This window comes from Sphingomonas lycopersici, assembly GCF_026130605.1.
Taxonomy (GTDB): domain Bacteria; phylum Pseudomonadota; class Alphaproteobacteria; order Sphingomonadales; family Sphingomonadaceae; genus Sphingomonas; species Sphingomonas lycopersici.
On sequence record NZ_JANFAU010000020.1, the window covers coordinates 1 to 25,424 of the forward strand.

A 25,424-nucleotide genomic window follows, 5' to 3' on the forward strand; every position below is an offset into this window, starting at 1 on the left:
CGGATCGCGCCGAGCGCGAGGCGCGCAACGCCGCCGATGCGCTCGCCGCGCTCCCCGATGCGGCGCCGCTGGAGGCGACACGGAGCGGCGCGGAACAGACGCTCGCGGCGTCGGAGGCCGAGGCCGAGCAGGCGCGCGGCGACCTCGCGCGCGCCGAGAGTGACGAAAAGACCGCGCTCGCCGCCCGCGACGAGGCGCAGGGCCGCCGCGCCGCCGCGCGCGCCGAGCTTGCCGCGCTGGAGAGCGAGGCCGCGACGCTGGCGCGCGCAACGCAGCGCTCGGGACGCGATCGGTTGCTCGATCATGTCCGCGCCGCGCCGGGTTACGAGCGCGCGCTGGCGGCGGCGCTGGGCGACGATCTGGAGATCGGGCTGGATGCCGGCGCGGAGGCGCATTGGGCTGGCGCGGATATCTTGCCAGACGACCCCGCGCTCTCCTCCGTTCGTGCTGAGCCTGTCGAAGCGCTGCCTTCTTCCGCCAAGAAAGACAGCCCTTCGACAAGGTGGGGGCGAACGGAGGGGGTAGCCTTGGCGCTCCATGTCACCGCGCCGGTGCAGCTTGCGCGGCGGCTGGCGCAGGTCGTCGTCGTCCCCGAGGACGACGGGCGCCCCCTCGCGGTCGGGCAGCGGCTGGTGACGCGGACCGGCCAACTCCGCCGCTGGGACGGCTTCGTTGCGAAGAGCGGCGGCGCGGCGGCGGCGGAGCGGCTCGAACGGCTCAACCGGCTCGCCGCGATCGAGGCCGCGCTGCCCGATGCGCGCACGGCGGTGGAAGCCGCCGACAAAGCGCTTGCCGAAATCGAGACGCGGATCGCCGCCGCGCGCACCGCCGCCGGCACCGCGCGCACCGCCCTCACCCGTGCGGAAGCAGCCGCGCGCGAAGCACGCCAGAATATCGACCGCGCGGTGACCCAGATCGAGCGCCTCGCCGGGCAGCGCACCGATCTCACCGCGCGCGCCACGCACACCGCAACCGAACGTGACGCCGCCGCCACCGAAGTCGCGACCGCCGAGGCGGCGATTGTCGCTCTGCCCGATACCAGCGCCACCGCGGGCGAAGTCGCCACGCTCCAGCGCGAGGCCGAGGCGCGCCGCGCCGCGGTGGTGCAGGCGCGTGCGGACCGCGCGAACCGCGAGCGTGCCGGCGCCGCCGCGCGCGAACGGCTCGCCGCGTCGCAGGCCGAGACCAAGAGCTGGAAAAGCCGTGCCGGCGATGCCGCACGCCGCATTGCCGACATGGCGAAGCGCGAAAGCGAGATCGCCCGCGACCGCGAAGCGCTCGCCGGTCGTCCCGCCGCGCTGGAAGCCGATATCGCCGCTCTCGCCGCCCGGCACGACAGCGAACGCAGCGCCGCTGACGCGCTCGCCGCGACCGAGCGCGAGGCCGAGGCCGCGCTGCGCCGCTGCGAGGAGGCGGCGCGTATCGCTGGCGAAGCGCTCGCCGCGACCCGCGAGGCGCGCGCCGGGGCGCTGGCGCGCGCGGAAAATCAGGAGCAGCGCCGGGTGGAGCTGGGCCAGCTTTCGGGCGAACGCTTCGAATGCCCCGCGCCCGTGCTGCCGACCAAGGCCGGATTCGACAGCGCGACGGTGCGTGCACCGCAGGAGGAAAGCGCGGCGCACGACAAATTGACGCTCGATCGCGAGCGGCTCGGCCCGGTCAATCTCGTCGCCGAACAGGAACTCGCCGAGCTCGAGGCGGGCGCGGTCGGCAATGCCGCCGAGCGCGAGGAACTGGGGCTGGCGGTCAACCAGCTGCGCGGGTCGATCGGCACGCTCAACCGCGAGGGGCGGCAGCGGCTGCTCGCCGCGTTCGAGGCGGTCAACGGGCATTTCCAGCGGCTGTTCACCACGTTGTTCAACGGCGGGCAGGCGCATCTCGAACTGGTCGATTCGGATGATCCGCTCGAAGCCGGGCTGGAGATCATGGCGCAGCCGCCGGGCAAGCGCCTCCAGTCGCTCACCCTGCTGTCGGGCGGCGAGCAGGCGCTGACCGCCGTTGCGCTGATCTTCGGGCTGTTCCTCACCAATCCGGCGCCGATCTGCGTGCTCGACGAGGTCGACGCCCCGCTCGACGACGCCAATATCGAGCGCTTCTGCGACCTGCTCGACCGCATGACCCGCGAGACGCAGACGCGCTATCTGATCGTCACCCACAATGCGGTGACGATGAGCCGGATGCACCGCCTGTTCGGGGTGACGATGATCGAGCGCGGGGTCAGCCGGCTGGTCTCGGTCGACCTGCAGGGGGCGGAGACATTGCTGGCGGCGGAATAGCCTCTACCTTCCCCTTCTTCTCCCCTCCCTTCACCAGGGAGGGGAGCAAAAGGAAGGCGGCCCGGGGTAGTTCCTAAACCGTCACCCGCACCCTGTTCCGCCCGTCGCGCTTCGCCCCATACATCGCAAAATCCGCGCGGCGCAGGCTTTCGGCGATCGCGACGTCGCGATCGGCCGCGGCCAGCCCGATGCTGACGGTGATCGTCATCCCCGGCGCGACCGGATCGCTCAGCGAGGCGGTTTCCATGTCGGATCGCATCCGCTCGGCGACCTGCATCGCGATCCCGCGTCCCACCCCGGGGAGGTAGATGCCGAATTCCTCGCCGCCCAATCGCCCGATCAGGTCGCCGGTACGCGCCGAGCGGCGCAGCACCCCCGCCACCTTGCACAAGGCGCGATCGCCGACCTCATGCCCGTAACGATCGTTGATCGATTTGAAGTGATCGACGTCGAGCACCAATATCCAGCCGCCGACGCTGCGGTGCTGCGGCTCGAGCCGTTCGAGAAAGGCGGTGCGGTTGAGCACCCCGGTCAGCGGATCGGTTTCGGCGGCGTGCTTGAGCTGGACATGCACCGCCTCGAGCTCGGCATTGAGCCGGCGCAATTGCTCGCCCTGCCAGGCAAGCCGCAGCGAAACGAGAAACGAGACGCCGCCCGAACAGCAGGTCGCAAAGGCCCAATAGACCGCCGGGACCTCCAGACCGGTCCAGCGCGACAGCAAATACATCGGCACCAGGGTGACGCCGAGAGAAAATGCCGCCCATCGCAAGGCTTTGCGAATCGCCCCCATGACCGCGACGTAGCATCATTATGTTTAATGCGCATGAACCATGTAACAGATCATTGCATGGCGATCGGCGCAGGTTGACCCGCGCACCCGCCTCGCGCATGCGCGGCCGCTATGATCGAGAAGATACTCGCCGCGCTCGCGACCTTCGCCGTCACCGTCATTTCGGCGGGGGGCTATGGCGGCATTGCGCTGCTCATGGCGATCGAAAGCGCCTGCATCCCGCTGCCGTCGGAGATCATCATGCCCTTCGCGGGCTATCTCGTCTCGACCGGGCGGTTCGATCTGTATCTCGCCGCGACCGCCGGCGCGATCGGGTGCAACCTCGGCTCGATCGTCGCTTATGAGGCGGGCAAGCGCGGCGGGCGCCCGCTGGTCGAGCGCTGGGGCCGCTATCTGCTGATCGGGCCGGGTGAGCTCGACATGGCCGATCGCTTCTTCAACCGCTGGGGGCCGATCGCGATCCTCGTCGGGCGGATGCTGCCGATCATCCGCACCTTCATCGCCTTCCCCGCCGGGGTCGCGCGGATGCCGCTGATCCCGTTTCACATCTATACGTTCGTCGGCTCATGGCCGTTCTGCCTCGCGCTCGCCTGGATCGGGATGAAGCTCGGCACCGCGTGGAACAGCGACCCGCGGCTCAAGGCGTTCTTCCATCAGGCCGATCTCGCGATCGGCGCGGTGATCGTGATCGCCGGCGGGCTCTATCTGTGGCATCGGCTGCGCGGGTTGAAGAAGAACCCTCAGGAATAACCGCGCCGCGCGGCGAGCCGGCGCAATTCCTCGTCGCGCCCCGGCGCCAGCCGCTCGACGCGGCGCTGATAGGCCGCGACCAATGCCGCATCGGCATGTTCGGGCGAGCCCGAATCGAACGGCGGGTCGGGATCATATTCGAGCGCGAGCTGCACCATCCGCGCGTGCGCTTCGCCGCGGATCAGCGCCATTAGCCGAAAAGCGAAGTCGATCCCGGCGGTCACTCCGCCGCCGGTGACGCGGTTGCGATCGACCACCACGCGCTCCGCCACTGCGGTCGCGCCGAACAGCGGCAGCATATGGCGCTGCCCCCAATGGCAGGCGGCACGATAGCCCTCGAGCAACCCCGCCGCGCCGAGCACCAGCGAGCCGGTGCAGACGCTCGTCACCCATTGCGCGTGCGTGCCGACATGGCGCACCCAATCGATCGTGGCATCGTCGGCGATCGCGCCGTTGATCCCGAACCCGCCGGGAATGCACAGGATATCCGCCGCGGGCACCTCATCGAAGGTCGCGGTGGGGAGGATCGCGAAACCCGCATCGGTCGGCACAGCCTCCAGCGTCGCGGCGACGAGATCGACATGCGTCCCCTCCCCCATCCGCGACAGGACCTCCGCCGGGCCGGTGAGATCGAGCTGGGTAACGTTGGGGAATAGCAGAAAGGCGATGCGCATCGGGTCTCGGCTCCTCTCGTCCTGCGAAGATCGCCCAGGCGCGCGGCGGGAGAAGGCATCGCGCTCCCTCGTGGTGCTCCACGACTGCGCCAGTCACGCGACAGGGCCGAGGTTAGCGGGAAACGGGGGCGCGGGCCAGCGCCTCATCACACCTGTCACCCCGGCCTTGAGCCGAGGTCCATCGGAGGCAAGCGCAGGGCAAGAGGTTCTGACGATAGAGCGTGCGGCACAATGGACCCCGGCTCAAGGCAGGGGTGACGGTGTGCAGTTGGTCAGGGAGCCGGTCCTTAGTTCGACAGATCCGGATTGGCTTCCTTGGCGCGCGCGCGCGATTCCGCCCTGGCGCGATTGGCGTTCTGGACGAAACAGCCGGTCGCGCCGCCCGGGCCGACCGTCGAGCAGCTACCCACCCCGGTGCCGCTGAGATCGTCCTGCCCCTTGATGCGCGCCGCCCAGGCGGCGTTCTCGGGGGTCACCTCGAAATTGCGCAATTCCTTCGGGATGCGGAATTGCTCCTCGGCCGAGCGCCGGACGCACACCGCGACCTCGGCGCCGTCCTTGTTGGTCGGGCAGCGCTGGTTGCCGTAGAGCGTGATGACGCCGTTGACCGGCGCCGCATGCGACACATCGGACTGAACGGTCTGCGGGCTGACGCGCGGCGCGCCGGGCAGCGCGACCTCGCGCGACGAGGGCGGCGGGATGATCAGCGGCGGCGGCGCCGGCTTGGCCGCGGCCGTCTCGGCCTGTTGCGCGGAAAGCGCGGCCGGGGTCAGCAGCAGGGCGGCGATAATCATCGTGCGGGGCAACATCTTTTTCTCCCGTCAGATACGCTTGGCGGTCGCGATCGCGAACCGGCACCCCAACCGGATCGCGGCGGACAACAATGGATAGGCCGGCGCGTCCTCCGCCCCGCTGGCGAGCGCGGTCTCGCGATGCTCGACCTCCTCGGCCTGGAAGGTGCGGACCGCATCGGAAAGCTCGGGATCGTCGTCCCCCAGAACCCCGAGCTGCTCCTCATAATGTTTGTCGATCTCGGTCTCGACCGCGGCGGTGCAGGCCATCGCCGCCTCCGGCCCGATCGCCGCGGTCACCGCGCCGAGCGCGAAGCCCGCGACGTTCCAGAACGGCTGGAGCAAGGTCGGCCGCACCCCGCGCTCGACGATCAGCCGATCGAAAAAGGCGCGATGCCGCTCTTCCTGCAGCGCCATCCCGCTGATCTTGCGCGCGGCGGGCGAACGATGCCCCATGATCGCGAGCTGCCCGGCATAAATCCGCGTCGCGCCATATTCGCCCGCCTGATCGACGCGGATCATCGATGCGGTCGTGCGGCGACGATCTCCCGGCTTCCAGCTCACGCGCGCCTCCTGATGAGCCACGCGATCACCGCCGCGCCGCCCAATGAGAAGATCGCATTATAGCCCGCGAGCGAGATGCCGAACATCTTCCACTGCGCCGCGTCGCATCGCACCACCGGCGCGGCGAGGATCCGGCGCAGCATCTCGTCGGTGCTGATCCCGGCGCCGCTCACGCTGGTCGAGCAGGCGGTGATCCCCTGCCACCAATGATATTCGACCCCGGCGTGGAAGATGCCGATCAGCCCCGAGACCGCGATCAACGCGGCCGCACCCGCGATCAGCGTCAGCCGCACCGCGCGCCCCGGCACGACGAACGCCAGCGCGGCGGCAACCACCGCGGCATAATGCGGCCAGCGCTGCCAATGGCACATCTCGCACGGCACGAGCCCGCCGATCAGCTGCGATCCCCAGGCGCCGGCGAGCAAGGCGGCGGGCAGCAGCAGCGCGAGCGCGCGGGCCTTGGTCTGCGACGGGGTCATCTGCGAATAGCTCATCTGGCGGGTCACTTGGCAGCAATGTCCTTCGGGTCTTTCCAGTCCTTCTGCACCGCCGCGGTGACGGCCGCCACCTGCGTCGGGCCGCCGAGCCGGGCGATCGCCTTGAGCGCGTACCACAGCTGGAAGTCGGTGATCTTTTCCTTCTTGAGCTGATCCACCGTCATCGAGAAGCGCGGATCCTCCTTGGTGTCCTCCTCGAGCACCTTGTTGTCGGTCTTGACCTCATTGATCAGGTGCCGGCGCAGATCGGCCTCGCGAAACACCGGGCGCGCCTTGTAATCGGGGTCGGACAGCTGCGGCACGGCGATATCGGGCTCGATCCCGCCCTCCTGCACCGAGCGCCCCGAGGGGGTGTAATAACGCGCGGTGGTGAGCCGCAGCGCGGTGGTCGGGCCGAGCGGGAGCAACGTCTGCACCGATCCCTTGCCGAAGGTCCGCTCGCCCATCACCAGCGCGCGGTGATGATCCTGCAATGCGCCGGCGACGATCTCGCTCGCGCTGGCGGTGCCCGAATCGGTCAGGATGATCACCGGCAGCCCGTGCGCGTCGTCACCCGGCTTGGCGAAATAGCGCTGGTTCTCGCGCGGATCGCGCCCGCGCTGCGAGACGATCTCGCCGTGATCGAGGAAGGCGTCGGACACGTCGATCGCCTGCGTCAGCAGCCCGCCGCCGTTCGAGCGCAGATCGATGACATAGCCCAGCGGGCGATGCCCCAGCGCCTTGTCGATCGCGAGCAGCGCGGCGCGCGTGTCGGCGCCGGTCGTCTCGGAGAAGGTGTTGATGTCGATGTAGCCGACATCGCCCTTGATCTGCCATTTCACCGGGCGCTGGACGATCACCTCGCGGGTCAGCGTCACGTCGATCGGCTTGTCGCGGCCGGGGCGGACGATGGTCAGCGCGATCTTGGTGCCCGGCTTGCCGCGCATCTGCGCCACCGCCTCGTCGAGCGTGCTGCCGTAGAGCAATTTGCCGTCGATATGCGTGATATAGTCGCCCGGCTTGAGCCCCGCCTTGGCCGCCGGCGTATCCTCCTGGGGAGCGATCACCTTGACCGCGCCGTCCTCCATCGTGACCGAGAGGCCGAGCCCGCCATAATTGCCCTCGGTCTGGATGCGCAGATTGTCGAAATCGCGCCCGTCGACATAGCTCGAATGCGGATCGAGCGCGGACAGCATCCCGTCGATCGCGCCGCGGATCAGCTGCTCGTCGGTGACCTTGTCGACATAATCCGCCTTCACGCGGTTATAGACGTCGAGGAACTTGTCCATCTGCTTGTAGGTGTCGGTATCGACCGCCGCCATCGCCCCGGTCGCGACCGGGACCAGCGCGATCGTCGCGACAAGAGCGGTGGCCTGAAACAGCTTGAACTTCATCTGGGCGTCCTGACGAGAGGGGGCGTTTTCACCCTAGCCCCATATCGCCGGGCGAGCAAAGCGCCAGCGCGACTGAATGGGGGATGAGCGACCTTTCGCTCCCCTTCTTCTCCCCTCCCTGGAGAAGGGAAAGGAAAAAGAAGGGCGTCGCCCGCTTCACCCGATCAGCGCGGTGATATCGACCGGCTGGCTGCGGCGGCGCAGTTCGACGGTCACCTGCGGCTCCTCGCGCGTCGGCGCCGTGCCGAGCGCGCGGCCCGCCGCGATCGCCTCCCCGCGCGTCACCGCGATCGCGCCGAGCCCGGTGACGAGCGTGCTCCACCCCGCACCGTGATCGATGATCACCGTGCCGCCGTAATCGCGGAAAACCCGCGCGAAGATCACCTTCCCCGCCGCCGGCGCGACCACCGGCGCGCCCGACGCGACCGCGAAGGTCAGCCCGCGCGCGCGCACGCCATTGTCGGAAACCTCGCCCAGCCCGATCACCAGCCGCCCCGCGACCGGCAGGCGATACGCCGCCGGGATCGCGCCGGGCGTTCGGTCGACCCGCGGCGGCCCCGGCAAGCGTTCCAGCGCAGCAAGCGTCTGGCGATCGTCGCCGATCGCGGTCATCCGATCGAGCAGGTCGCGCGCTTCCTCACCCATCGCGATCGCGCGGTCGGCGGCGGCGCGCGCATCGCGGTCGAACCGCATCGCGGCCTGATCGTGGCTGGCGCGCAACGCCGCGAGCCGCTGGCGCTGGACGACGAGATCGGCGCGCCCGTCGCGCAGCCCCTTCGCCGCCGACGCCGCGGCGCGCTCGAGCCGGCGCGATTCGGCCAGCGCCGCGCGGACATCGGCCGCGCGCGCGTCGATCACCGGCGTGGTCGCCGCGAGCGCGGCGCGGACATGCACCATATCGCTGATCGACCCCGGCTGCGCCACCGCAACCACCGCCGGCCGCCCGGCAAGCGAAGCGAGCGCGGCGAGCAACCGCGCGACCGGCTCGCGCTTCCGCGCGAATTCCGCGCGCTGCTGTTCCTGCAGCCGTTCGACGATCGCGACGCGCGCCTCGGCCGCCGCCAGATCGGCCTCGGCCCGGGTGATGCGCGCCGCCATTCCCTGTTCCTGAACGTGGAAACGCGCCGCGGTGTCGCGCTCGGCGGCGGCCTGGCGATCGAAGGCGGCGGCGCGGCGGGTCGCCTCGGCGGCGGCGGCCTTGGCCTGCGCCAGCCGCGCCCGTGCGATCGCCAGCGCATCCTGCGCCGGCGCCGACGCGGCGAGCAGCGTTCCGGCCAGCACGGTGGCTGTTACCGCAAATACCCTTGTGCTCCCGCGAAGGCGGGACCCCAGACTGGGTCCCCGCCTTCGCGGGAGCACAAGGGAAGGCGTACCAGCCTCCAAAGCATCACGCGCCGATCCCTTTCCACCCCGGCGCAGGCCAGGGTCCGGTTGCGACCGGCCCGATGCTGGATCCGGGCCTGCGCCGGGGTGGATCATATCTTGGGTACAATGCTCCGCGTGCAATCCTTCCCCGTTCCGCATCGCCTCAGCCTTCGCGATGATAGGGGTGGTTGGCAAGGATCGAGGTAGCGCGGAACAATTGCTCCGCCAGCATCGCCCGCGCGAGCAGATGCGGCCAGGTCGCGCGCCCGAACGAGATCAGCAGATCCGCCTCGCCGCGCGCGGCATCGTCGAACCCGTCGGCCGCGCCGATCATGAAGCGCGCCTCGCGCACCCCGTCGTCGCGCCACCGCCCGAGCAATTGCGCGAAGGCGAGCGACGCCATCACCTCGCCACGCTCGTCGAGCAGCACGCGGCGCGTCTGCGGCGGCGCATCGGGGATGCGGCCGCCGGTGTCGGGCAGTTCGGTGATCTTGGTCGGCCAGCCGATTCGCTTCATGTAGCGATCGACCAGCTCGGCCTCCGGCGAGCGGCCGATCCGGCCGCGCGCCACGATATGCAGCAGCAGCTCAGGCGTTCCCGGCCGGCGGCGCGTCCCCGAACGACCACATCCGCTCGAGATTGTAGAAAGAGCGCACCTCGGGGCGGAACAGATGGACGATCACGTCGCCGGCGTCGATCAGCACCCAATCGGCGGTCGGCAGCCCCTCGATCCGGGGAGAACGGCCGGTTTCGGCCTTGATCTTCTCGGCGAGCTTGGACGCCATCGAGGCGACCTGTCGCGTCGAGCGCCCCGACGCGATCACCATATGATCGGCGATCGACGATTTCCCGGCGAGCGGGATCGAGATCATATCGGCGGCCTGATCATCGTCCAGGCTGTCGAGCACGAGCTTATGGAGCACCGCGACACCGTTGGCGTCGGGCGATCGATAGGCGTTGGCGGATGCGGGCAAGGTTACTCCTGGGCAAAAGGTTTGGCGGGGGCGCCGCGGAAGCGGCGATGCCAGGACGGGTCGGCAGCACGAAGCTGCGTCGCGGACGTCGGATCGGGGCGGAAACGCAACAGCACCAGCGCCGGCACACTCCACTCGGTCCAGTTCCTCGCCTGACATGCGGGCCTCTGGAAGCGCCGCAGCCAGCCCATCGCGTGGGCCGCGTGGGCCGGGCCATCATATCCCGGCCGCGCGATCACCGCAATCGGAACCGTCCGCGCAATCCGCCGCCAGTCGCGCCAGCGGTGGAACTGGACGAGATTGTCCGCCCCCATCACCCAGATGAAGCGTCGTTTGGGATAGCGCTGGACGAGTTTCGCCAGCGTATCGGCGGTGTAGCGCGTGCCGAGCCGCGTCTCGATATCGCTTGCGCGGATCGGCGCGCGGCGCGCCATCGCCCGCGCCGAGGCGAGCCGTTGCGGCAGCGGGGCCATCCCCGCTTTGGGCTTGAGCGGGTTGCCCGGCGAGACGAGCCACCACATGTCGTCCAGCCCCAGCGCGCGGATCGCCGCGAGGCTGACCCCGCGGTGACCACGATGCGCCGGGTTGAACGACCCGCCAAGGAGACCGGTGCGGGTCAGATTCCGCACCGCGACCGGCCTCGTGTCATCAGATCGGTTCGCCGACCACCGGGGGTGCCGACGGCGGATCGCCGACCAGCGCGCGATAGCCGAAGCCCGCGAGGATCCCGCCGACGATCGGCGCGACCCAGAACAGCCAGAGCTGCTGGAGCGCGAGCCCTCCGACCATCAGCGCCGGCCCGGTGCTGCGCGCCGGATTGACCGAGGTGTTGGTCACCGGGATGCTGATGAGGTGGATCAGCGTCAGCCCCAGCCCGATCGCGATCGGCGCGAAGCCGGAGGGCGCGCGGGTATCGGTCGATCCCATGATGATGGTGAGGAAGGCGAAGGTCATCACCACCTCGATGATCAACGCCGAATGGAGGCCGTAGCCGCCCGGCGATTGCGAACCGAAGCCATTGACCGCCAGCCCGTTGGGCGCGAGTTCGAACCCCGGCTTGCCGCTGGCGATGCACCACAGGAGCGCCGCCGCAACGATCGCGCCGACCACCTGCGCGACGACATAGGGAATGATGTCCTTCGCCGGAAAGCGCTTGCCCGCCCACAACCCGAAGGTGACCGCGGGGTTGAGGTGGCAGCCGGAGATATGGCCGATCGAATAGGCCATCGTCAGCACGGTCAGCCCGAAGGCGAGCGCGACCCCGAGGAGCCCGATCCCGACGCCCGGAAAAGCCGCGGAGAGCACGGCGCTGCCGCATCCCCCCAAGACCAGCCAGAAGGTGCCGAATGCTTCGGCGGCACAACGCTTGTGTATTGGCACCATATCTCCTTGTCCTCCTTTGCGACTTTGTGACGATCGTTCTTCATTCTCCCACGTAATAACGGGAGGATAAGGCACGGATATCATTGGGGCAAGCGGGGGGAGCGCAAGGTGCTGGGGGGCGAGAACCGAGCGCGCCGTGCATCGGCGCTGAGCGGAAAAGCGCGCGCCGGAGCGATGATGCCGAGGGCTGGCGCGGATTAGACACCTATCGATCCGGCCACCCGCGTCTTGTTCGATAAAGCTATCCCCACATTCTACGGATATACGAAAACACAATGCTATTTACTTAGTGAACCGCGCACTCGATGCTAAGGCCTGGAAAATCCCGCGAACTACCGAAGCGAATGACGCCCGGGGCGATTGCAGTTTGAGGGCAGATGCAGATCTGAGTGAATAACAACGGGGGAGGAAAGCACGATGGTCGCATATGCTCTTGGCGATGATCATCATAGGATGTCGGTGGGCAGGGCGTTCGCACGGGCTTTTGCGATAATCCGTGCTCATCCATTGCTGACCATCGGCACGACATTCGCGATGACGATGATCCCCAGCCTGCTGTTCAGTGAAACGAGCCTGAGCGAGGCAATAACCGGCGCTTATTATGGCGCGCTGACCGACAGTTTCTTTCTCAAGATGATGATGGGCTGGGTGGTCCAGTTGTTTTTCTGGGCCGTCGCGGTCGCGGCGGTGATTCAGGCGGGGCTGGCCTATGTCGAGGGACGGCGGCCCGACCTCGGCGAAATTCTATACACTGGCGGAATGCGCAGCCTGCCGATGCTGGCGGTCTACCTGCTCTACGCGATAGCGACCGGGATCGGCTTCACGCTGTTGTTGGTGCCGGGCATCTTTCTTGCGGTGATCTGGTCGATGGCGATGGTCGCGATGGTCGCAGAAGAACCCGGCGTATTTGGTGCGTTCAAGCGCAGCGCCGCGCTGACCAATGGCGCGCGGTGGAAGATATTGGGGATACTCCTGCTGACCGTCGCGATCGCCCTGATCGTCAATTTGCTCGGGGGATTCGTCGTCCTCACCGCCGGGCTTCGACCGGAAACGCAACCGGCCGCCCTACCTGCACAGATCGTCATGTCGCTGCTCAACACGATCGTCCTGACCTGGACGACAACGATGTTCACGGCGCTGTTCGTCGAGTTGCGCGAATGGAAGGACGGACCGGACACCGATCGGCTGGGCGACATTTTCGCCTGACCAACACGATCGCCCCGGCGAAACCGCGGACGGCTGCCCCACCCGACATTGTCCGGGCGGCGGATCAACTTGCGCCGATCACCCCCGCACCTGCCCCGTCCCCAGCCCGAGCCATTTGTACGTCGTCAGCCCCTCCAGCGCGACCGGCCCGCGCGCGTGGAGCCGCCCCGTCGCGATGCCGATCTCCGCGCCCAGCCCGAATTCGCCGCCGTCGGCGAATTGCGTCGAGGCGTTCCACAGCACGATCGCCGAATCGACCTGCGCGAGGAAGCGCTGCGCCACGCCTTCATCGGCGGTGACGATCGCGTCAGTATGGTGCGAGGCGTGCCGCGCGATATGCGCCAGCGCGCCCTCCAGCCCGTCGACCAGCGCGACCGAGGCGATCGCGTCGAGATATTCGGTGTCCCAATCGGCATCGTCCGCCGCCGCGATCCCCGGCGCCACCGCACGCGCGCGGCCGTCGCCGCGCACCTCGCAGCCGGTCGCTACCAGCGCGGCGATCAGCGCCGCCGGATCGGGATAGGCGATATCGATCAACAGGGTTTCCATCGCCCCGCAGATCCCGGTGCGCCGCATCTTCGCATCGACCACGATCCGCTCGGCCATCGCGCGATCGGCGGCGGCGTGGACGAAGACGTGATTGATCCCGTCGAGATGCGCCAGCACCGGCACCCGCGCCTCGGCCTGCACGCGGGCGACGAGGCTCTTGCCGCCGCGCGGCACGATGAGGTCGATCAGCCCGTCGGCGGTGAGCATCGCGCCGACCGCGGCGCGATCGGTGGTCGCGACGCGCTGCACCGCCCCCGCGGGCACGCCGGCCTGCGCCAGCCCGGCGACGAAGGCGCGGTGGATCGCGGCATTGCTCTCCACCGCCTCCGATCCGCCGCGCAGCACCGCCGCATTGCCCGACATCACGCATAACGCAGCGGCATCGGCGGTAACGTTGGGGCGGCTTTCGTAGATGATCCCGATCACCCCGATCGGCACGCGGACGCGGCGCAGCACGAGGCCGTTGGGGCGCGTCACCTCGTCGATCGTCGCGCCGACCGGATCGTCGAGCGTCGCCACCGTCGCCACCCCGTCGGCCATCGCCGCGACGCGCGCGTCGTCGAGCCGCAACCGGTCGAGCATCGCCGGCGAGAGGCCGTTCGCCGCGCCGCGTTCCATATCCAGCGCATTGGCGGCGATGATCTCGGGGCGCGCGGCACGCAGCGCTTCGGCGGCGGCGCGCAGCCCGGCGCGGCGCTGCTCGGTGGAAAGAAGCGCGAGCGCCTGCGCGGCGGCGCGCGCCTCGCCGGCCATCGTCGCGATCAGGGCGGAAGGGGACTGGCTGTCGAGCATCGGGCCTGCGCCTATCATGCCGGGGTGCGAGTGGGAATGGCGGCACGCATCAATCACGATTGTCGTCTCTACCGTTCGCCCTGAGCCTGTCGAAGGGCGAACGGTTCATATTTGGCACGCGATGCGCTAGATTAACGGCATGACCAACGCCAACCGACGCAATTTTCTGCTCGGCATGCTCGCCGGCGGAGTCGCCGGCGCGGCGCTGGCGGCGCCGGAACGGTTCGAAGTCTCCCTCACCGACGCGCAATGGCGCGCCCGGCTCTCCCCCGCGGCCTATCGCGTGCTGCGCCAGGCCGCGACCGAGCGGCCGTTCAGCAGCCCGCTCAACAGCGAGCATCGCACGGGCACCTTCGTCTGCGCCGGCTGCGCGTTGCCGCTGTTCGCCTCGCGCACCAAATTCGACAGCGGGACGGGGTGGCCGAGCTTCTGGGCGCCCTTGCCCGATGCGGTGCGGACGCGCACCGACAAGACGTTGGGGATGATCCGCACCGAGGTACTATGCCGGCGCTGCGGCGGGCATCTCGGCCATGTTTTCGACGATGGACCGAGACCGACCGGCAAGCGTTATTGCATGAACGGCCTCGCGCTCGCTTTCCGGCCTGCGTGAGGTTGCCCACCGTCCTCCCAGCCCGTAAAGGCGCGCCATGCCCGACAAGCCGACCGACAAGCCAGCGCTCGACCTGCTGATCGCCGCCCCGCGGGGCTTTTGCGCCGGGGTCGACCGCGCGATCCGCATCGTCGAGCTGGCGATCGAGAAGCACGGCGCTCCGGTCTATGTCCGCCACGAGATCGTCCACAACAAATTCGTCGTCGACAGCCTTCGGAAACGCGGCGCGATCTTCGTCGAGGAATTGGACGAAGTGCCCGATGGCGCCCCGGTGGTCTTTTCGGCGCATGGCGTGCCCAAATCGGTGCCGGCCGATGCCGATGCGCGCGGGCTCGACTATCTCGACGCGACCTGCCCGCTGGTCAGCAAGGTGCATCGCCAGGCGGAGCGGCTGGTCGCCGCCGGGCGCCATATCGTTTTCATCGGCCATGCCGGCCACCCCGAGGTGATCGGCACCTTCGGCCAGGTGCCCGCGGGGGCGATGACTTTGGTGCAGGACCTGGCCGACGTCGAGGCACTGACCCCGGCCGATCCCGACAATCTCGCCTTCCTCACCCAGACCACATTGTCGGTCGACGATACCTCGGAGGTGGTGGATGCGCTCCAGCGGCGCTTCCCGACGATCCAGGGGCCGCGCGGCGAGGATATTTGCTACGCCACCTCGAACCGGCAGAGCGCGGTCAAGGCGATCGCCGCCTCGTGCGACGCGATGCTGGTGATCGGTGCGCCCAATTCCTCCAACTCGCTGCGGCTGGTGGAGGTCGCCGAGCGCGAGGGTACGCGCGCGCGGCTGATCCAGCGCGCCGCCGAGCTCGACTGGTCGTTCCTCGACGGGGTGCGCACGCTCGGGCTGACCGCGGGAGCATCGGCGCCCGAATTGCTGGTGCGCGAGCTGATCGACCTGCTCGCCACCCGCTACGCGATCAACGAACGCGAAGTGGAAACGACGCGCGAATCGATCGCGTTCAAGCTGCCGCGCGGGCTCGAAGCCGTCGCCTGAGGCCGGCGGCCCGACATCTATATCATCGGGGGGAAGAATGGCGGTCTATACGCAGGTGTCGGCTGAGGTGCTGGCAGCGTTTCTGACGCGCTATGACGTGGGCGAACTCGTCTCGGCCAAGGGGATCGCCGAGGGGGTCGAGAATTCGAACTTCCTCGTCGAGACGACGCGCGATCGCTTCATCCTGACGCTCTACGAAAAGCGCGTCGCGGCGGCGGACCTGCCGTTCTTCATGGCGTTGCTCGATCATCTCGACGCCAAGGGCCTGCCGGTGCCGCCTGCGATCAAGGATCGCGACGGCATCGAGATTCAGGAGCTGGAGGGGCGCCCGGCGTGCCTGATCCGCTTCATGCCCGGCGTCTCGCTGTCGCACCCCACCCCGGCGCAGGCGCTCGCCGCGGGCAGTGCGATGGGCGAGATGCACCGCGCGGTCGCCGATTTCGCGCCGACCCGCGAAAATTCGATGGGGGTCGACACATGGCGCCCGCTGCTCGATCGCTGCGGGCGCAGCCTCGATCAGATCGCGCCGGGGCTGTACGACGATCTCGCCGCCGCGCTCGATCATGTCGAGGCGCGCTGGCCGCGCGACACGCTCGACCGCGTTGCGATCCACGCCGATCTGTTCCCCGACAATGTGCTGATGCTCGGCGACACGGTGACCAGCCTGATCGACTTCTATTTCGCCTGCACCGATATCCGAGTCTACGATCTGGCGGTGATGCACGGCGCCTGGGCGTTCGACGGCGCCGGGCGGAATTACGACGCCGCGGTCGGCGAGGCGCTGATCCGCGGCTATGAGCGGCATTTCCCGCTGAGCGCCGAGGAGCGCGGCCTGTTCGCCACGCTCGCCAGCGGCGCGTGCATCCGCTTCGCGCTGTCGCGCGCGTGGGACTGGCTCAATACGCCGCCCGATGCGCTCGTGATGCGCAAGGACCCGCTCGCCTATATGCGCCGCCTCGGCCATTATCATCCCGCGCTGGCGATGCGCGTCGCATGAACGAATTGTCCGAGGTCGAGGCGTTCACCGACGGTGCGTGCAAGGGCAATCCCGGCCCCGGCGGCTGGGGGGTCGTGCTGCGCATGGGGGTGCATGAGAAGGAATTGTCGGGGGGCGATCCTTCCACCACCAACAATCGCATGGAACTGACCGCGGCGATCGAGGCGCTCAACGCGCTGAGCCGGCCGTGCCGCGTCCGACTGTATACCGACAGCCGCTATGTGATGGACGGGCTGACCAAATGGATCCACGGCTGGCAGCGCAACGGCTGGAAGACCGCGGACAAGAAGCCGGTCAAGAATGCCGAATTGTGGCAGGCATTGCTCGCCGCGGCGAAGCGTCACCGGATCGAATGGCAATGGGTGAAGGGCCACGCCGGCCACCCGGAAAACGAGCGTGCCGATAAATTGGCAAGCGATGCCGCGATCGCGGCGGGGCGAGCCGGGCGGGTTTAATTAGCCAGGCCGATTGCGCCGCAATCACCCCTCCCCGTTCGGGCTGAGCTTGTCGAAGCCCTGCACTTTTCTTCCTCGCGAAGAAGAAAGCAGCCCTCCGGCGGGTCCCATGAAAGTATTACTTTCATGGGCGCCCTCACAAGCTCAGGGCGAACGGCTTTATTTGCGCGCGCCTTCCCTTATTCGGCAAACCGATCGGGCAGATATATCGCGATGTCGATCCCCGACGGCGGTGCCTCGCCCAGCAGCAGCGCCGCGCCGATCGCCGCGGCGGCAGGCGCGGTCTGGATGCCGAACCCGCCCTGCCCCGCGAACCAGAAGAACCCCGGCCTATCGGGCGCGAAGCCGTAGACCGGCAACCGATCCGGCGTGAAGCTGCGCAGCCCGGCCCATTTGCGCTCGACCTGCATCACCCGCCAGTCGACCGCCTGCTCCATCCGGTCGATCGCGATCGCGACGTCGAGTTCCTCGGGCTGGACATCGCCCGGCGCGACCGGGGTCTCGTCGTGCGGCGAAAGCCACAACCGCCCGCCCGCTTCGGGCTTGAAATAGAAAGCGCCGCCGAGATGGACGACATGCGGGACCCCCGCCGCCACCGGCGGATCGACGCGCAGTTGCGCCAGCGTCCGGCGATAGGGCTGGATGCCGATCGGCGCCGCCCCCGCCTGCCGCGCCACCAGATCGACCCACGCCCCGGCGGCGTTGACCAGCACCGTCGCCTCATAGCGGCCCGAGTCGGTCTCGATCCGCCAGCGGCCGTCGACGCGCGCCGCGCTGGTCACCGCGCTGCGCAATGCGAGCTCCGCCCCCGCCTTGCGCGCGCGCGCCAGTGCATCGGCGTGGAGCGCGGCGACGTCGATATAGGTGCAGCTCGGCTCCCATATTCCGATCGTCCAGCCGGGGCGCAGCCCGGGAATATAGGCCGCGGGGTCGACGCGTTCGAGCGTCACCCCGGATTCCTCGAACGCGGCGAGAAACGCCTCGGCGCGCGCCGCATCCTCCGCCTGCCCGATATGCAGCGACCCAAGCGGATCGAGGAACCCGCCCGCCTGCAGCGCCGGCCCCGATAAAGTGGTGAGCGGCTGGACGCCCGGCCCGCCATAGGTTTCGGACCAGAAAGCCGCCGAGCGCCCGGTGGCGTGATAACCCGCGATATCCTCCGCCTCGAGCATCACCACGCGGGCGCGGTCGCCGATCGCGGCAGCAAGGGTGGCGCCGGCAATGCCCGCGCCGACGATCGCGATATCGTAGGTCATCGCGCGCGCGTTTCGAGGAATTGGTCGATCGCCGCAAGCGCGCGATCGCGCACCGGATCCGCCTCGCGCAACAATTCATGCGCGGCCTCCGCGCCGAAGCGGACGACCGTCGCATCGGGCAGCCGATCGGCGACGCGCAGCGCCGCCGCCGGATCGACCAGCGCATCGGCCTCCGCCACCAGCAGCATGATCGGCACCGCGAGCGATTCGATCCGCCGGTCCGCCTGGAGCGCGCGCGTCCCGGCGAAGGCGTGCGCGAGCCACGCCCAGCTCGGCGGGCCGAGCTGGATCTCGGGCTTTTCGCGATACCAATATTGCTCGTCGTCGTAGCGCGACGCGTCATGCGTCAGCAGCGCGCGGCGTTCGAGTCGCGCGCCGGGACGCTCATGGCCCTTCCACGCCGCGCGCGCGGGGTTGCCGATGTGGGTCATCAGCCGGGCGACCGTCGCGCCGAGCCACGGCCCGACCGGCGCGCACAGCCCGAGCATCGGCGCGACAAGCACCGCCGCCGCCGGGGTCACCGCGCGATCGAGCAGCGCACGGAGCACGAGATAGCCCCCCATCGAATGCCCCATCACGACTCGCGGGCCGGGCGCATCCCAGGCGTGCCAAAAAGCCGCGATATCGGCGATCCACGGTGCGAAATCGTCCACATGGCCGACATGCGGATCGGGCGACAGCCGCCCCGATCCGCCCTGCCCGCGCCAGTCGAACGACGCGATCGTCCACCCCGCGGCGTGCCAATGCCCGAAGGCTTCGAAATATTTCTCGAACACGTCGCCGCGCCCGCCCTGAAACAGGATCGCGCCGCGCGGGGTGCCTTCCGCCGGCCAGTCGAAACGGCGGATCGTCCAGCCGTCGGGCGCCGACCATTGGGTGATCGTCGCGCCGGCCGGAATCGCGCGGCGGAGGGGCGCTGCGATGGTCATCGGGGATGGTTACGGTTTGGAAAGCCATTCCGTCTAGTCAGTTGCATCAATGGGGTGGGTTCTTCTTTCCGGCGCGCTGCCTGTGGCGCTTCTGCTTCTGCTGTTGTCGGCGGGAATCGAGGACGTGCGCACGCGTGAGATCGCTAATTGGAAGAATGCCGCGATCGCGTTGCTCGCGCCCTTGTGGTGGCTGGCGATCGGGCTGCCGCTGTGGCCCGGCGTCGCGCTGCGCATCGGCGTGGCGCTGGCGGTGTTCGCATTATTCTGCGTCGCGTTTCACTTCGGGCAGATGGGCGGCGGCGACGTCAAGCTGATAGGCGCGCTCGCCTTGTGGCTGCAGCCGATCGCGGTGCTGCAGATGCTCATGCTCATGTCGCTGGCCGGCGGGGTGCTGACGCTGGTGATGCTGGCCGACCACCATTTTCGGAAAAGCCAGCGGACTCTGGAGATTCCCTACGGTGTTGCGATCGCGATAGCCGGCCTCGCCGCGCTTCGCGAACCCCTTCTTAACCAGTTTGCGTAATCATAGCCGGCGCGAAATCCGGCCGGGCGGACGCTTGAAAGGCACGTTTTGTCATGGATACTCGCAAGGTCGTATTGCTGGTCGGGGCGCTGTTCGTCGCGGCTGTTACGGCATTCTTCGCGCGAACCCTGATCGCAGGAAACGCCGCGCCGCAAGCGCAGGCGGTGGCCGCCGTCGCGCCCCCGGCGGAGGGCCCCAAGGTGCTGGTCGCGACGCGTGCGCTGCCGGTCGGAACGATTATCGATCCGGCGTCGGTGAAGTTTCAGCCGTGGCCGAAGGAGCTGGTCGAGGGTGCCTATTTCCAGGAGGGCGCCGGCTTCGACATGAAGAATGTCGTCGGCACGGTGGTGCGCACCGCGATGACCGCCGGACAGCCGATCACGCAAGGCGCGCTGGTCAAGCCGGGTGACCGCGGCTTCCTCGCCGCCGCGCTCGGCCCGGGGATGCGCGCGGTGACGGTGCCGGTTTCGACGCAATCGTCGGTCGCCGGCTTTATCTTTCCCGGCGACCGCGTCGATCTGCTGCTGACCCAGTCGGTCGCCGGCGGCGGCGAAGGCCCGCCGCTCAAGGCGTCCGAGACGATCATGCGCAACCTGCGCGTGCTCGCCACCGATCAGCGCACCTCGGACGAGAAGGACGAAAAGGGCAATACGATCGTTCACACCTTCTCCACCGTCACGATCGAGGCAACTCCCAAGATCGCGGAGGAGATTGCGGTGGCGCAGACGCTCGGCACGCTGTCGCTCTCGCTGCGTTCGATCGCCGACAATCAGGGGGAATTCGATCGCGCGATCGCTTCGGGCGCGGTGAAGCTGCCGACCAATGGCGATCCCAAGGCCGAAAAGGCGTTGATGACGCAATTCGCCAGCCTGCCGCAGACGGGTGATTCGACCTATTCGGTCGGCGCCGACGTCTCGCGGTTCCAGCGCAGCACCGTGCCGGGCAAGGCGCAGGATAACAGCGCGGCGGGGGGCGCCGCCGGTGCCGCGCCGCCGATCGGCCCGATCGTCCGTGTTGCCCGGGGTACTGCTGTGACCGCCGTTCCGGTGGGGGGGAAGAACTGACATGCGTATTCGTTCGAAGCCGATCGGCCTGCCGATCGCGGTCGCGCTGACCGCCGTCGCGGTCGCCGCGACGCCGGCCGCCGCCCCGGCCCAGCCCGGCATGACCGGCACCGCGGTGGTGCAGCTCGCCACCAGCCGCGGCCGGTTGATCACGCTGGCGCGGCCGATGACCGACTTGTTCGTCGCCAATTCGGACATCGCCGACGTCCAGGTCCGCTCGCCGACCCAGCTCTATATCTTCGGCAAGAAGCCGGGCGAGACGACCGTTTCGGCGACCTCGCGCGGCGGACAGGTAGTCTATGCGGCCACGGTCCGCGTCGGCAACAATTTCGATTCGCTCGGGCAGATGCTCAAGCTCGCGATGCCCGAGGCGGCGATCACCGCGACGACGATGAACGGGGTCGTGCTGCTCACCGGCACGGTCGCGCAGCCCGACGACGGCGCCGAAGCCGAACGGCTCGTCACCGCTTTCGTCGGCGAAGGGACCAAGGTGGTCAGCCGGTTGCGCACCGCGACCCCGCTGCAGGTCAACCTGCAGGTGCGCTTCGCCGAGGTGAGCCGCAGCTTCGTCAAGAACATCGGCTCGAACATCATGACGCGCGATATGACGTCCGGCTTCAACTTCGGCATCGCGTCCGGTCGTCCGAATTTCGGCACCATTTCCAACAATAACACCACCGGCCTGCCGATGGCCGACGCATCGGCGCTCTACGGCCTGCCGACGGGGACGCTGTCGCTGCCGTTCAATCCGGCCACCAAACAGTTCATCACCGGCACGCAAACCACCTTCAAGCAGGGCAGCGACCGTACGACCCTGGGATTCGCGGGCAAGCTGCTCGGCCTCGATGTGCTTCAGGCGCTCGATCTCGGCGAACGGATCGGGCAGGTGACCAGTCTCGCCAACCCGAATTTGACCGCTCTGTCGGGCGAGACCGGCACCTTCCTCGCCGGCGGCGAGATCCCGATCCCGATCGCGCAGGGGCTGGGCGCGGTGTCGATCGAATATAAGCAATATGGCGTCAGCCTGGCCTATACCCCGACGGTGCTCGCCGACGGGCGGATCAGCCTGCGTGTCCGGCCCGAAGTGTCGCAATTGTCGTCCGACGGCGCGGTGACTTTCCAGGGCACGTCGATCCCCGCGATCACCACCCGCCGCGCGGAGACGACGGTGGAGCTCGGCTCGGGCCAGAGCTTCATGATCGCCGGGCTGCTGCAGAACAGCCACAACAATTCGATCGACAAGACGCCGGGCATCGGCGACCTGCCGGTGCTCGGCGCGCTATTCCGCTCCAACGGTTTCCAGCGCAACGAAACCGAGCTGGTGATCGTGATCACGCCGTATCTGGTGAAGCCGGTTAACGCCAACGACATCGTTCTGCCGACCGACGGCTATAAGGCGCCGACCGATCTCGATCGCGTGCTGTTCGGCCAGCTGGGCGGCGGCACCAACGGCGGGTCGCGGCCCAAGCCGGCGATGGAGGCGGGTCCGCCCGCGCAGCCGGCGCTCGGCGCGACCGCGCCGGTCGCCCCGGCCCCCGCGCCTGAACCCCGCGCGCCCGCGACGAAGCCAAAGGACGCCAAGGCGCCCCCCGCCCCGGCCCCCGGCTTCTCCAACAATTGATGCGCCAGCACGAGGACGTGAACATGTTCAAGCGCACCCTGCTTCTCGCCACCCTCCCTGCCCTGTTGGTCGGCGGGTGCAGCGGCACCAAGAACCGCGGGCTGGAATCGGTCCATCAACCCGTCGTCAGCCGGACCGATTATAGTTTCGATGTCGGCACCGCCGGCACCGGGCTTGCGCCGGGCGAGGAACAGCGGCTCGCCGGCTGGATGGCCTCGCTGCGGCTCGGTTACGGCGACAGCGTCGCGATCGACGATCCGGGCGGCAGCGGCAAGCCGGCACGCGAGGCGGTGGCGCGCGAGGCGGCGCGCTTCGGGCTGCTCGTCTCCGACCAGGCCCCCACCACCGGCGCACCGATCACCCCGGGCACGCTGCGCGTCGTCGTCAGCCGCGCGCGCGCGCAGGTGCCGGGCTGCCCCGATTTCTCGCGCACGCGCCAGCCCGAATTCGAAAGCAACACCTCGTCCAATCAGGGGTGCGCGATCAATTCGAACCTCGCGGCGATGGTCGCCAACCCGCTCGATCTGGTGCGCGGCGAGCCGGGCACGCAGGTCTATGACGCGGCCACCGGCACGCGCGCGATCACCGAATATCGCAAGGCCACGCCGACCGGCAACGGCGGCACGACGATCAAGGCCGAAAAGGCGGGGAGCAAGTAAGATGAACGCGCCGTGGAAACCAGCCGCGCTTCGCGAACCGTTCGTCGCCTTCGTCTGCGACGAGACGACCGCGGAGGCGATCCGCCCGATCGCGCTCGAGATGGGATGGCTGCCGGAAAAGGTGAACAAGGGCGGGCTGCGCAACGCGGTGCAATCCTTGTCGGTCGCGGCGAGCCCGCACATCCTGTTCGTCGATCTCGCCGAATCCGGCGATCCGCTGAGCGACATCAACTCGCTCGCCGAAGTGTGTGAACCGGGAACGATCGTGATCGCCGCGGGCCAGATCAACGACGTGCGGCTCTATCGCGATCTGCTCGCCAGCGGGCTGCAGGACTATCTGCTCAAGCCCCTGTCGGCCGACGTGCTGCGCGATTCGTTCGCGCACGCCCAGGCAGTGCTCAACGCCCCGAAGGCGAACGACGGCGTGACCGAGCGGCCGCATTATGCGGTGGCGGTGATCGGCACGCGCGGCGGGGCCGGCGCCTCGACCGTCGCCACCTCGCTCGCCTGGCTGATGAGCGAGAAGGAAAAGCGCTCGACCGCGATGCTCGACCTCGACGTGCATTTCGGCACCGGCGCGCTCGCGCTCGATCTCGAGCCGGGTCGCGGCCTCACCGACGCGATCGAGAATCCGGCGCGCATCGACGGGCTGTTCATCGAACGCGCGATGGTCCGCGCGTCCGAGCGGCTCTCGGTGCTGTCGGCAGAGGCGCCGATCAACACCCCGGTCGTCACCGATGGCGCGGCTTTCTACCAATTGCAGGAGGAAATGCGCGCCGCGTTCGAATGCACGGTGGTCGATCTGCCGCGCAACATGCTGGTCGCGCACCCGCATCTCGTCAGCGACATGCAGGCCGCGGTGATCGTGACCGAACTGACGCTCGCCGCCGCGCGCGACACGATCCGTATTCTCTCGTGGCTGCGGTCGAACGCGCCGCACCTCAAATCGCTTGTCGTCGCCAATCGCGTCCACCCGGGGCAGCAGCTCGAGATCTCGCGCAAGGATTTCGAGAGTTCGATCGAGCGCAAGATCGATTTCATCATCCCGTTCGATCAGAAGCTCGCCGCGCAGGCCGCGAAACTGGGCAAGCCGCTCGCCGAGACGGGCAAGGGATCGAAGACCATCGCACCCTTCGCCGATCTCGCCGCGCAGCTTTGCGCCGCCGGCGACGCCAGCGGCACCGCCCCCGAGGGCAAGGCCGCGAGCGCGAAGGTCAAGGGCGCGTCGCTGATCGGCAAGTTCACCGATCTTAAGTCTTTTCTGCCTAAGAAACCGGGCGGGGCGAAGGCGGGTTGATCGTGAGTCGCGCCCCACGCGGCGCTCGATCGCATCGAACGATTGGATGAAGCCACGATGCCGTTGATGCCGATTGTCATGCTGGCGCTGGGCACGATGACCGTGATCGGGATGCTCCTGTTCGCGTTCGCCGGCCCGTCGGCGGCGCGTGCCAGCAGCCGCCGGCTGGTCGCGCTGCGCGAGCGCCACTCCACCTCGCCCGCGATGGCGGTGGAGGCGCAGATGCGCCGCATCACCGGCAAGAACACCAGCAAGGCCGACGAGGCCGCGATGCGCTTTCTGCCGCGGCCGGCCGAGCTCAAGAAGCGGTTGGTGCGCACCGGCAAGAGCTGGACGGTCGGCCAATATGGCCTGGCGACGCTGGGCATCACATTGTTCATCGCGCTCACGCTGATGGTGAAGGGACTGCCGACGCTGCTCGCGCTGCTGACCGGGCTGGCGATCGGCGCGGGTCTTCCGCATCTCGTCGTCGGTTTTCTCATCAAGCGCCGCATCGCCCAGTTCAACGCCAAATTCCCCGACGCGATCGAGCTTCTCGTCCGCGGCCTTCGCTCGGGCCTGCCGATCACCGAGACGATGGCGGTGGTGGCATCCGAGGTGCCCGATCCGGTCGGCGAGGAATTCCGCATCGTTTCCGACAAGATGAAGATCGGCCGCTCGATGGACGTCGCGCTGCAGGAAACCGCGGAGCGGATCGGCACGCCCGAATTCCAATTTTTCTGCATCACTATCGCGATCCAGCGCGAAACCGGCGGCAACCTCGCGGAAACGCTGCAGAATCTCGCCACCGTGCTGCGCCAGCGCGGCCAGATGAAGCTCAAGATCAAGGCGATGTCGTCGGAATCAAAGGCGTCGGCCTATATCATCGGCTCGCTGCCGTTCATCGTCTTCGCGCTGATCTGGTCGATCAACGGATCCTATATGCAGAACTTCTTCAGCGATCCCCGGCTGATGGTCGCGGGCGGCGGCGGGCTGGTGTGGATGGCGATCGGCGGCTTCATCATGGCCAAGATGATCAATTTCGAGATCTGA

27 protein-coding genes and 1 riboswitch are annotated in these 25,424 nt (G+C 68.5%); of the genes, 13 read left to right on the forward strand and 14 right to left on the reverse strand.

Annotated features, from left to right (window positions below; all coding sequences use genetic code 11):
- A partial coding sequence (locus NED98_RS21935; protein ID WP_489886382.1) for a coiled-coil domain-containing protein occupies nucleotides 1-2,273 on the forward strand: 2,273 nt, incomplete at its 5' end.
- A 73-nt stretch (nucleotides 2,274-2,346) separates the two neighbouring features.
- Here NED98_RS21935 and NED98_RS21940 read toward each other — a convergent pair.
- A complete protein-coding gene (locus tag NED98_RS21940) occupies nucleotides 2,347-3,000 on the reverse strand; it encodes a GGDEF domain-containing protein (protein WP_265271584.1) in 654 nt (217 codons plus the stop codon).
- 174 nt (nucleotides 3,001-3,174) lie between these two features.
- Between NED98_RS21940 and NED98_RS21945 the strand changes: the two genes are divergently transcribed.
- Nucleotides 3,175-3,813: a DedA family protein gene (locus NED98_RS21945; RefSeq protein WP_179512166.1), complete on the forward strand. Its 639-nt coding sequence runs from the start codon at nucleotides 3,175-3,177 to the stop codon at nucleotides 3,811-3,813.
- On the opposite strand, the gene NED98_RS21950 is transcribed toward NED98_RS21945, so the two are convergent.
- The 10 genes from NED98_RS21950 to aqpZ all read right to left on the reverse strand — a co-directional run bounded on the left by NED98_RS21950 (nucleotide 3,804) and on the right by aqpZ (nucleotide 11,434).
- Complete coding sequence (locus tag NED98_RS21950) at nucleotides 3,804-4,487, reverse strand: DJ-1/PfpI family protein (protein WP_265314481.1); 684 nt, start codon at nucleotides 4,485-4,487, stop codon at nucleotides 3,804-3,806. The genes NED98_RS21945 and NED98_RS21950 overlap by 10 nt on opposite strands.
- Before the next feature lie 25 nt (nucleotides 4,488-4,512).
- A riboswitch (ZMP/ZTP riboswitch) is annotated at nucleotides 4,513-4,594 on the reverse strand.
- A gap of 180 nt (nucleotides 4,595-4,774) precedes the next feature.
- On the reverse strand, nucleotides 4,775-5,281 hold the full coding sequence (locus NED98_RS21955; protein ID WP_265314483.1) for a hypothetical protein: 507 nt from the start codon (nucleotides 5,279-5,281) through the stop codon (nucleotides 4,775-4,777).
- A 27-nt stretch (nucleotides 5,282-5,308) separates the two neighbouring features.
- Nucleotides 5,309-5,800, reverse strand: coding sequence for a demethoxyubiquinone hydroxylase family protein (locus tag NED98_RS21960; RefSeq protein ID WP_179513690.1), 492 nt, complete (start codon nucleotides 5,798-5,800; stop codon nucleotides 5,309-5,311).
- A gap of 38 nt (nucleotides 5,801-5,838) precedes the next feature.
- Nucleotides 5,839-6,321 (reverse strand): disulfide bond formation protein B, encoded by a 483-nt coding sequence (locus tag NED98_RS21965; RefSeq protein ID WP_432423357.1) that lies wholly within the window; start codon nucleotides 6,319-6,321, stop codon nucleotides 5,839-5,841.
- 23 nt (nucleotides 6,322-6,344) lie between these two features.
- Nucleotides 6,345-7,712 carry a S41 family peptidase gene (locus tag NED98_RS21970; protein ID WP_179512169.1) on the reverse strand — a complete coding sequence of 456 codons (1,368 nt, stop codon included), beginning with the start codon at nucleotides 7,710-7,712 and terminating at the stop codon, nucleotides 6,345-6,347.
- A 156-nt stretch (nucleotides 7,713-7,868) separates the two neighbouring features.
- Nucleotides 7,869-8,993, reverse strand: a complete 1,125-nt coding sequence (locus NED98_RS21975; RefSeq protein WP_265314484.1) for a murein hydrolase activator EnvC family protein — start codon at nucleotides 8,991-8,993, stop codon at nucleotides 7,869-7,871.
- 247 nt (nucleotides 8,994-9,240) lie between these two features.
- The gene (locus tag NED98_RS21980; RefSeq protein ID WP_179513692.1) at nucleotides 9,241-9,663 is read right to left on the reverse strand and encodes a 23S rRNA (pseudouridine(1915)-N(3))-methyltransferase RlmH; all 423 of its coding nucleotides are present in this window, start codon (nucleotides 9,661-9,663) and stop codon (nucleotides 9,241-9,243) included.
- Between the two features lies 1 nt (nucleotide 9,664).
- Entirely contained in the window at nucleotides 9,665-10,051 is a 387-nt protein-coding gene (rsfS, locus tag NED98_RS21985) for a ribosome silencing factor (RefSeq protein WP_179512171.1), read from the reverse strand.
- Between the two features lie 2 nt (nucleotides 10,052-10,053).
- Entirely contained in the window at nucleotides 10,054-10,671 is a 618-nt protein-coding gene (locus NED98_RS21990; protein WP_179513693.1) for a nicotinate-nucleotide adenylyltransferase, read from the reverse strand.
- Nucleotides 10,672-10,699: 28 nt separating this feature from the next.
- A complete protein-coding gene (gene aqpZ / locus NED98_RS21995) occupies nucleotides 10,700-11,434 on the reverse strand; it encodes an aquaporin Z (protein WP_179512172.1) in 735 nt (244 codons plus the stop codon).
- A 534-nt stretch (nucleotides 11,435-11,968) separates the two neighbouring features.
- Between aqpZ and NED98_RS22000 the strand changes: the two genes are divergently transcribed.
- On the forward strand, nucleotides 11,969-12,640 hold the full coding sequence (locus tag NED98_RS22000; protein ID WP_179512173.1) for a DUF7847 domain-containing protein: 672 nt from the start codon (nucleotides 11,969-11,971) through the stop codon (nucleotides 12,638-12,640).
- A gap of 78 nt (nucleotides 12,641-12,718) precedes the next feature.
- On the opposite strand, the gene NED98_RS22005 is transcribed toward NED98_RS22000, so the two are convergent.
- Nucleotides 12,719-13,981 (reverse strand): glutamate-5-semialdehyde dehydrogenase, encoded by a 1,263-nt coding sequence (locus NED98_RS22005; RefSeq protein WP_265314486.1) that lies wholly within the window; start codon nucleotides 13,979-13,981, stop codon nucleotides 12,719-12,721.
- Nucleotides 13,982-14,156: 175 nt separating this feature from the next.
- Between NED98_RS22005 and msrB the strand changes: the two genes are divergently transcribed.
- The 4 genes from msrB to rnhA are packed head-to-tail and all read left to right on the forward strand — an operon-like array spanning nucleotide 14,157 to nucleotide 17,043.
- Complete coding sequence (msrB, locus tag NED98_RS22010) at nucleotides 14,157-14,591, forward strand: peptide-methionine (R)-S-oxide reductase MsrB (protein ID WP_265271588.1); 435 nt, start codon at nucleotides 14,157-14,159, stop codon at nucleotides 14,589-14,591.
- Between the two features lie 37 nt (nucleotides 14,592-14,628).
- The gene (gene ispH, locus NED98_RS22015) at nucleotides 14,629-15,591 is read left to right on the forward strand and encodes a 4-hydroxy-3-methylbut-2-enyl diphosphate reductase (RefSeq protein ID WP_179512176.1); all 963 of its coding nucleotides are present in this window, start codon (nucleotides 14,629-14,631) and stop codon (nucleotides 15,589-15,591) included.
- A 37-nt stretch (nucleotides 15,592-15,628) separates the two neighbouring features.
- Entirely contained in the window at nucleotides 15,629-16,588 is a 960-nt protein-coding gene (gene thrB, locus NED98_RS22020; RefSeq protein WP_179512177.1) for a homoserine kinase, read from the forward strand.
- On the forward strand, nucleotides 16,585-17,043 hold the full coding sequence (rnhA, locus tag NED98_RS22025; protein WP_179512178.1) for a ribonuclease HI: 459 nt from the start codon (nucleotides 16,585-16,587) through the stop codon (nucleotides 17,041-17,043). Before thrB ends, rnhA begins: the two co-directional genes overlap by 4 nt.
- Nucleotides 17,044-17,222: 179 nt before the next feature.
- Here rnhA and NED98_RS22030 read toward each other — a convergent pair whose 3' ends face one another.
- Both NED98_RS22030 and NED98_RS22035 read right to left on the reverse strand, forming a co-directional pair.
- Nucleotides 17,223-18,299, reverse strand: coding sequence for an NAD(P)/FAD-dependent oxidoreductase (locus tag NED98_RS22030; protein ID WP_265314489.1), 1,077 nt, complete (start codon nucleotides 18,297-18,299; stop codon nucleotides 17,223-17,225).
- Entirely contained in the window at nucleotides 18,296-19,228 is a 933-nt protein-coding gene (locus NED98_RS22035; protein ID WP_265314490.1) for an alpha/beta fold hydrolase, read from the reverse strand. The genes NED98_RS22030 and NED98_RS22035 overlap by 4 nt, the downstream gene beginning before the upstream one ends.
- Before the next feature lie 49 nt (nucleotides 19,229-19,277).
- Between NED98_RS22035 and NED98_RS22040 the strand changes: the two genes are divergently transcribed.
- Genes NED98_RS22040 through NED98_RS22065 form a run of 6 tightly spaced genes read left to right on the forward strand, consistent with a single transcriptional unit; the run spans nucleotide 19,278 to nucleotide 25,424 of the window.
- Complete coding sequence (locus NED98_RS22040) at nucleotides 19,278-19,751, forward strand: A24 family peptidase (protein WP_265314492.1); 474 nt, start codon at nucleotides 19,278-19,280, stop codon at nucleotides 19,749-19,751.
- 53 nt (nucleotides 19,752-19,804) lie between these two features.
- Entirely contained in the window at nucleotides 19,805-20,815 is a 1,011-nt protein-coding gene (gene cpaB, locus NED98_RS22045) for a Flp pilus assembly protein CpaB (protein WP_179512182.1), read from the forward strand.
- 1 nt (nucleotide 20,816) lies between these two features.
- Nucleotides 20,817-22,436 carry a type II and III secretion system protein family protein gene (locus NED98_RS22050; protein WP_265314494.1) on the forward strand — a complete coding sequence of 540 codons (1,620 nt, stop codon included), beginning with the start codon at nucleotides 20,817-20,819 and terminating at the stop codon, nucleotides 22,434-22,436.
- A 23-nt stretch (nucleotides 22,437-22,459) separates the two neighbouring features.
- A complete protein-coding gene (locus tag NED98_RS22055; protein ID WP_179512184.1) occupies nucleotides 22,460-23,095 on the forward strand; it encodes a CpaD family pilus assembly protein in 636 nt (211 codons plus the stop codon).
- 1 nt (nucleotide 23,096) lies between these two features.
- Complete coding sequence (locus tag NED98_RS22060) at nucleotides 23,097-24,392, forward strand: CpaE/TadZ family protein (RefSeq protein WP_265314495.1); 1,296 nt, start codon at nucleotides 23,097-23,099, stop codon at nucleotides 24,390-24,392.
- Between the two features lie 57 nt (nucleotides 24,393-24,449).
- Nucleotides 24,450-25,424 carry a type II secretion system F family protein gene (locus NED98_RS22065; RefSeq protein WP_265271541.1) on the forward strand — a complete coding sequence of 325 codons (975 nt, stop codon included), beginning with the start codon at nucleotides 24,450-24,452 and terminating at the stop codon, nucleotides 25,422-25,424.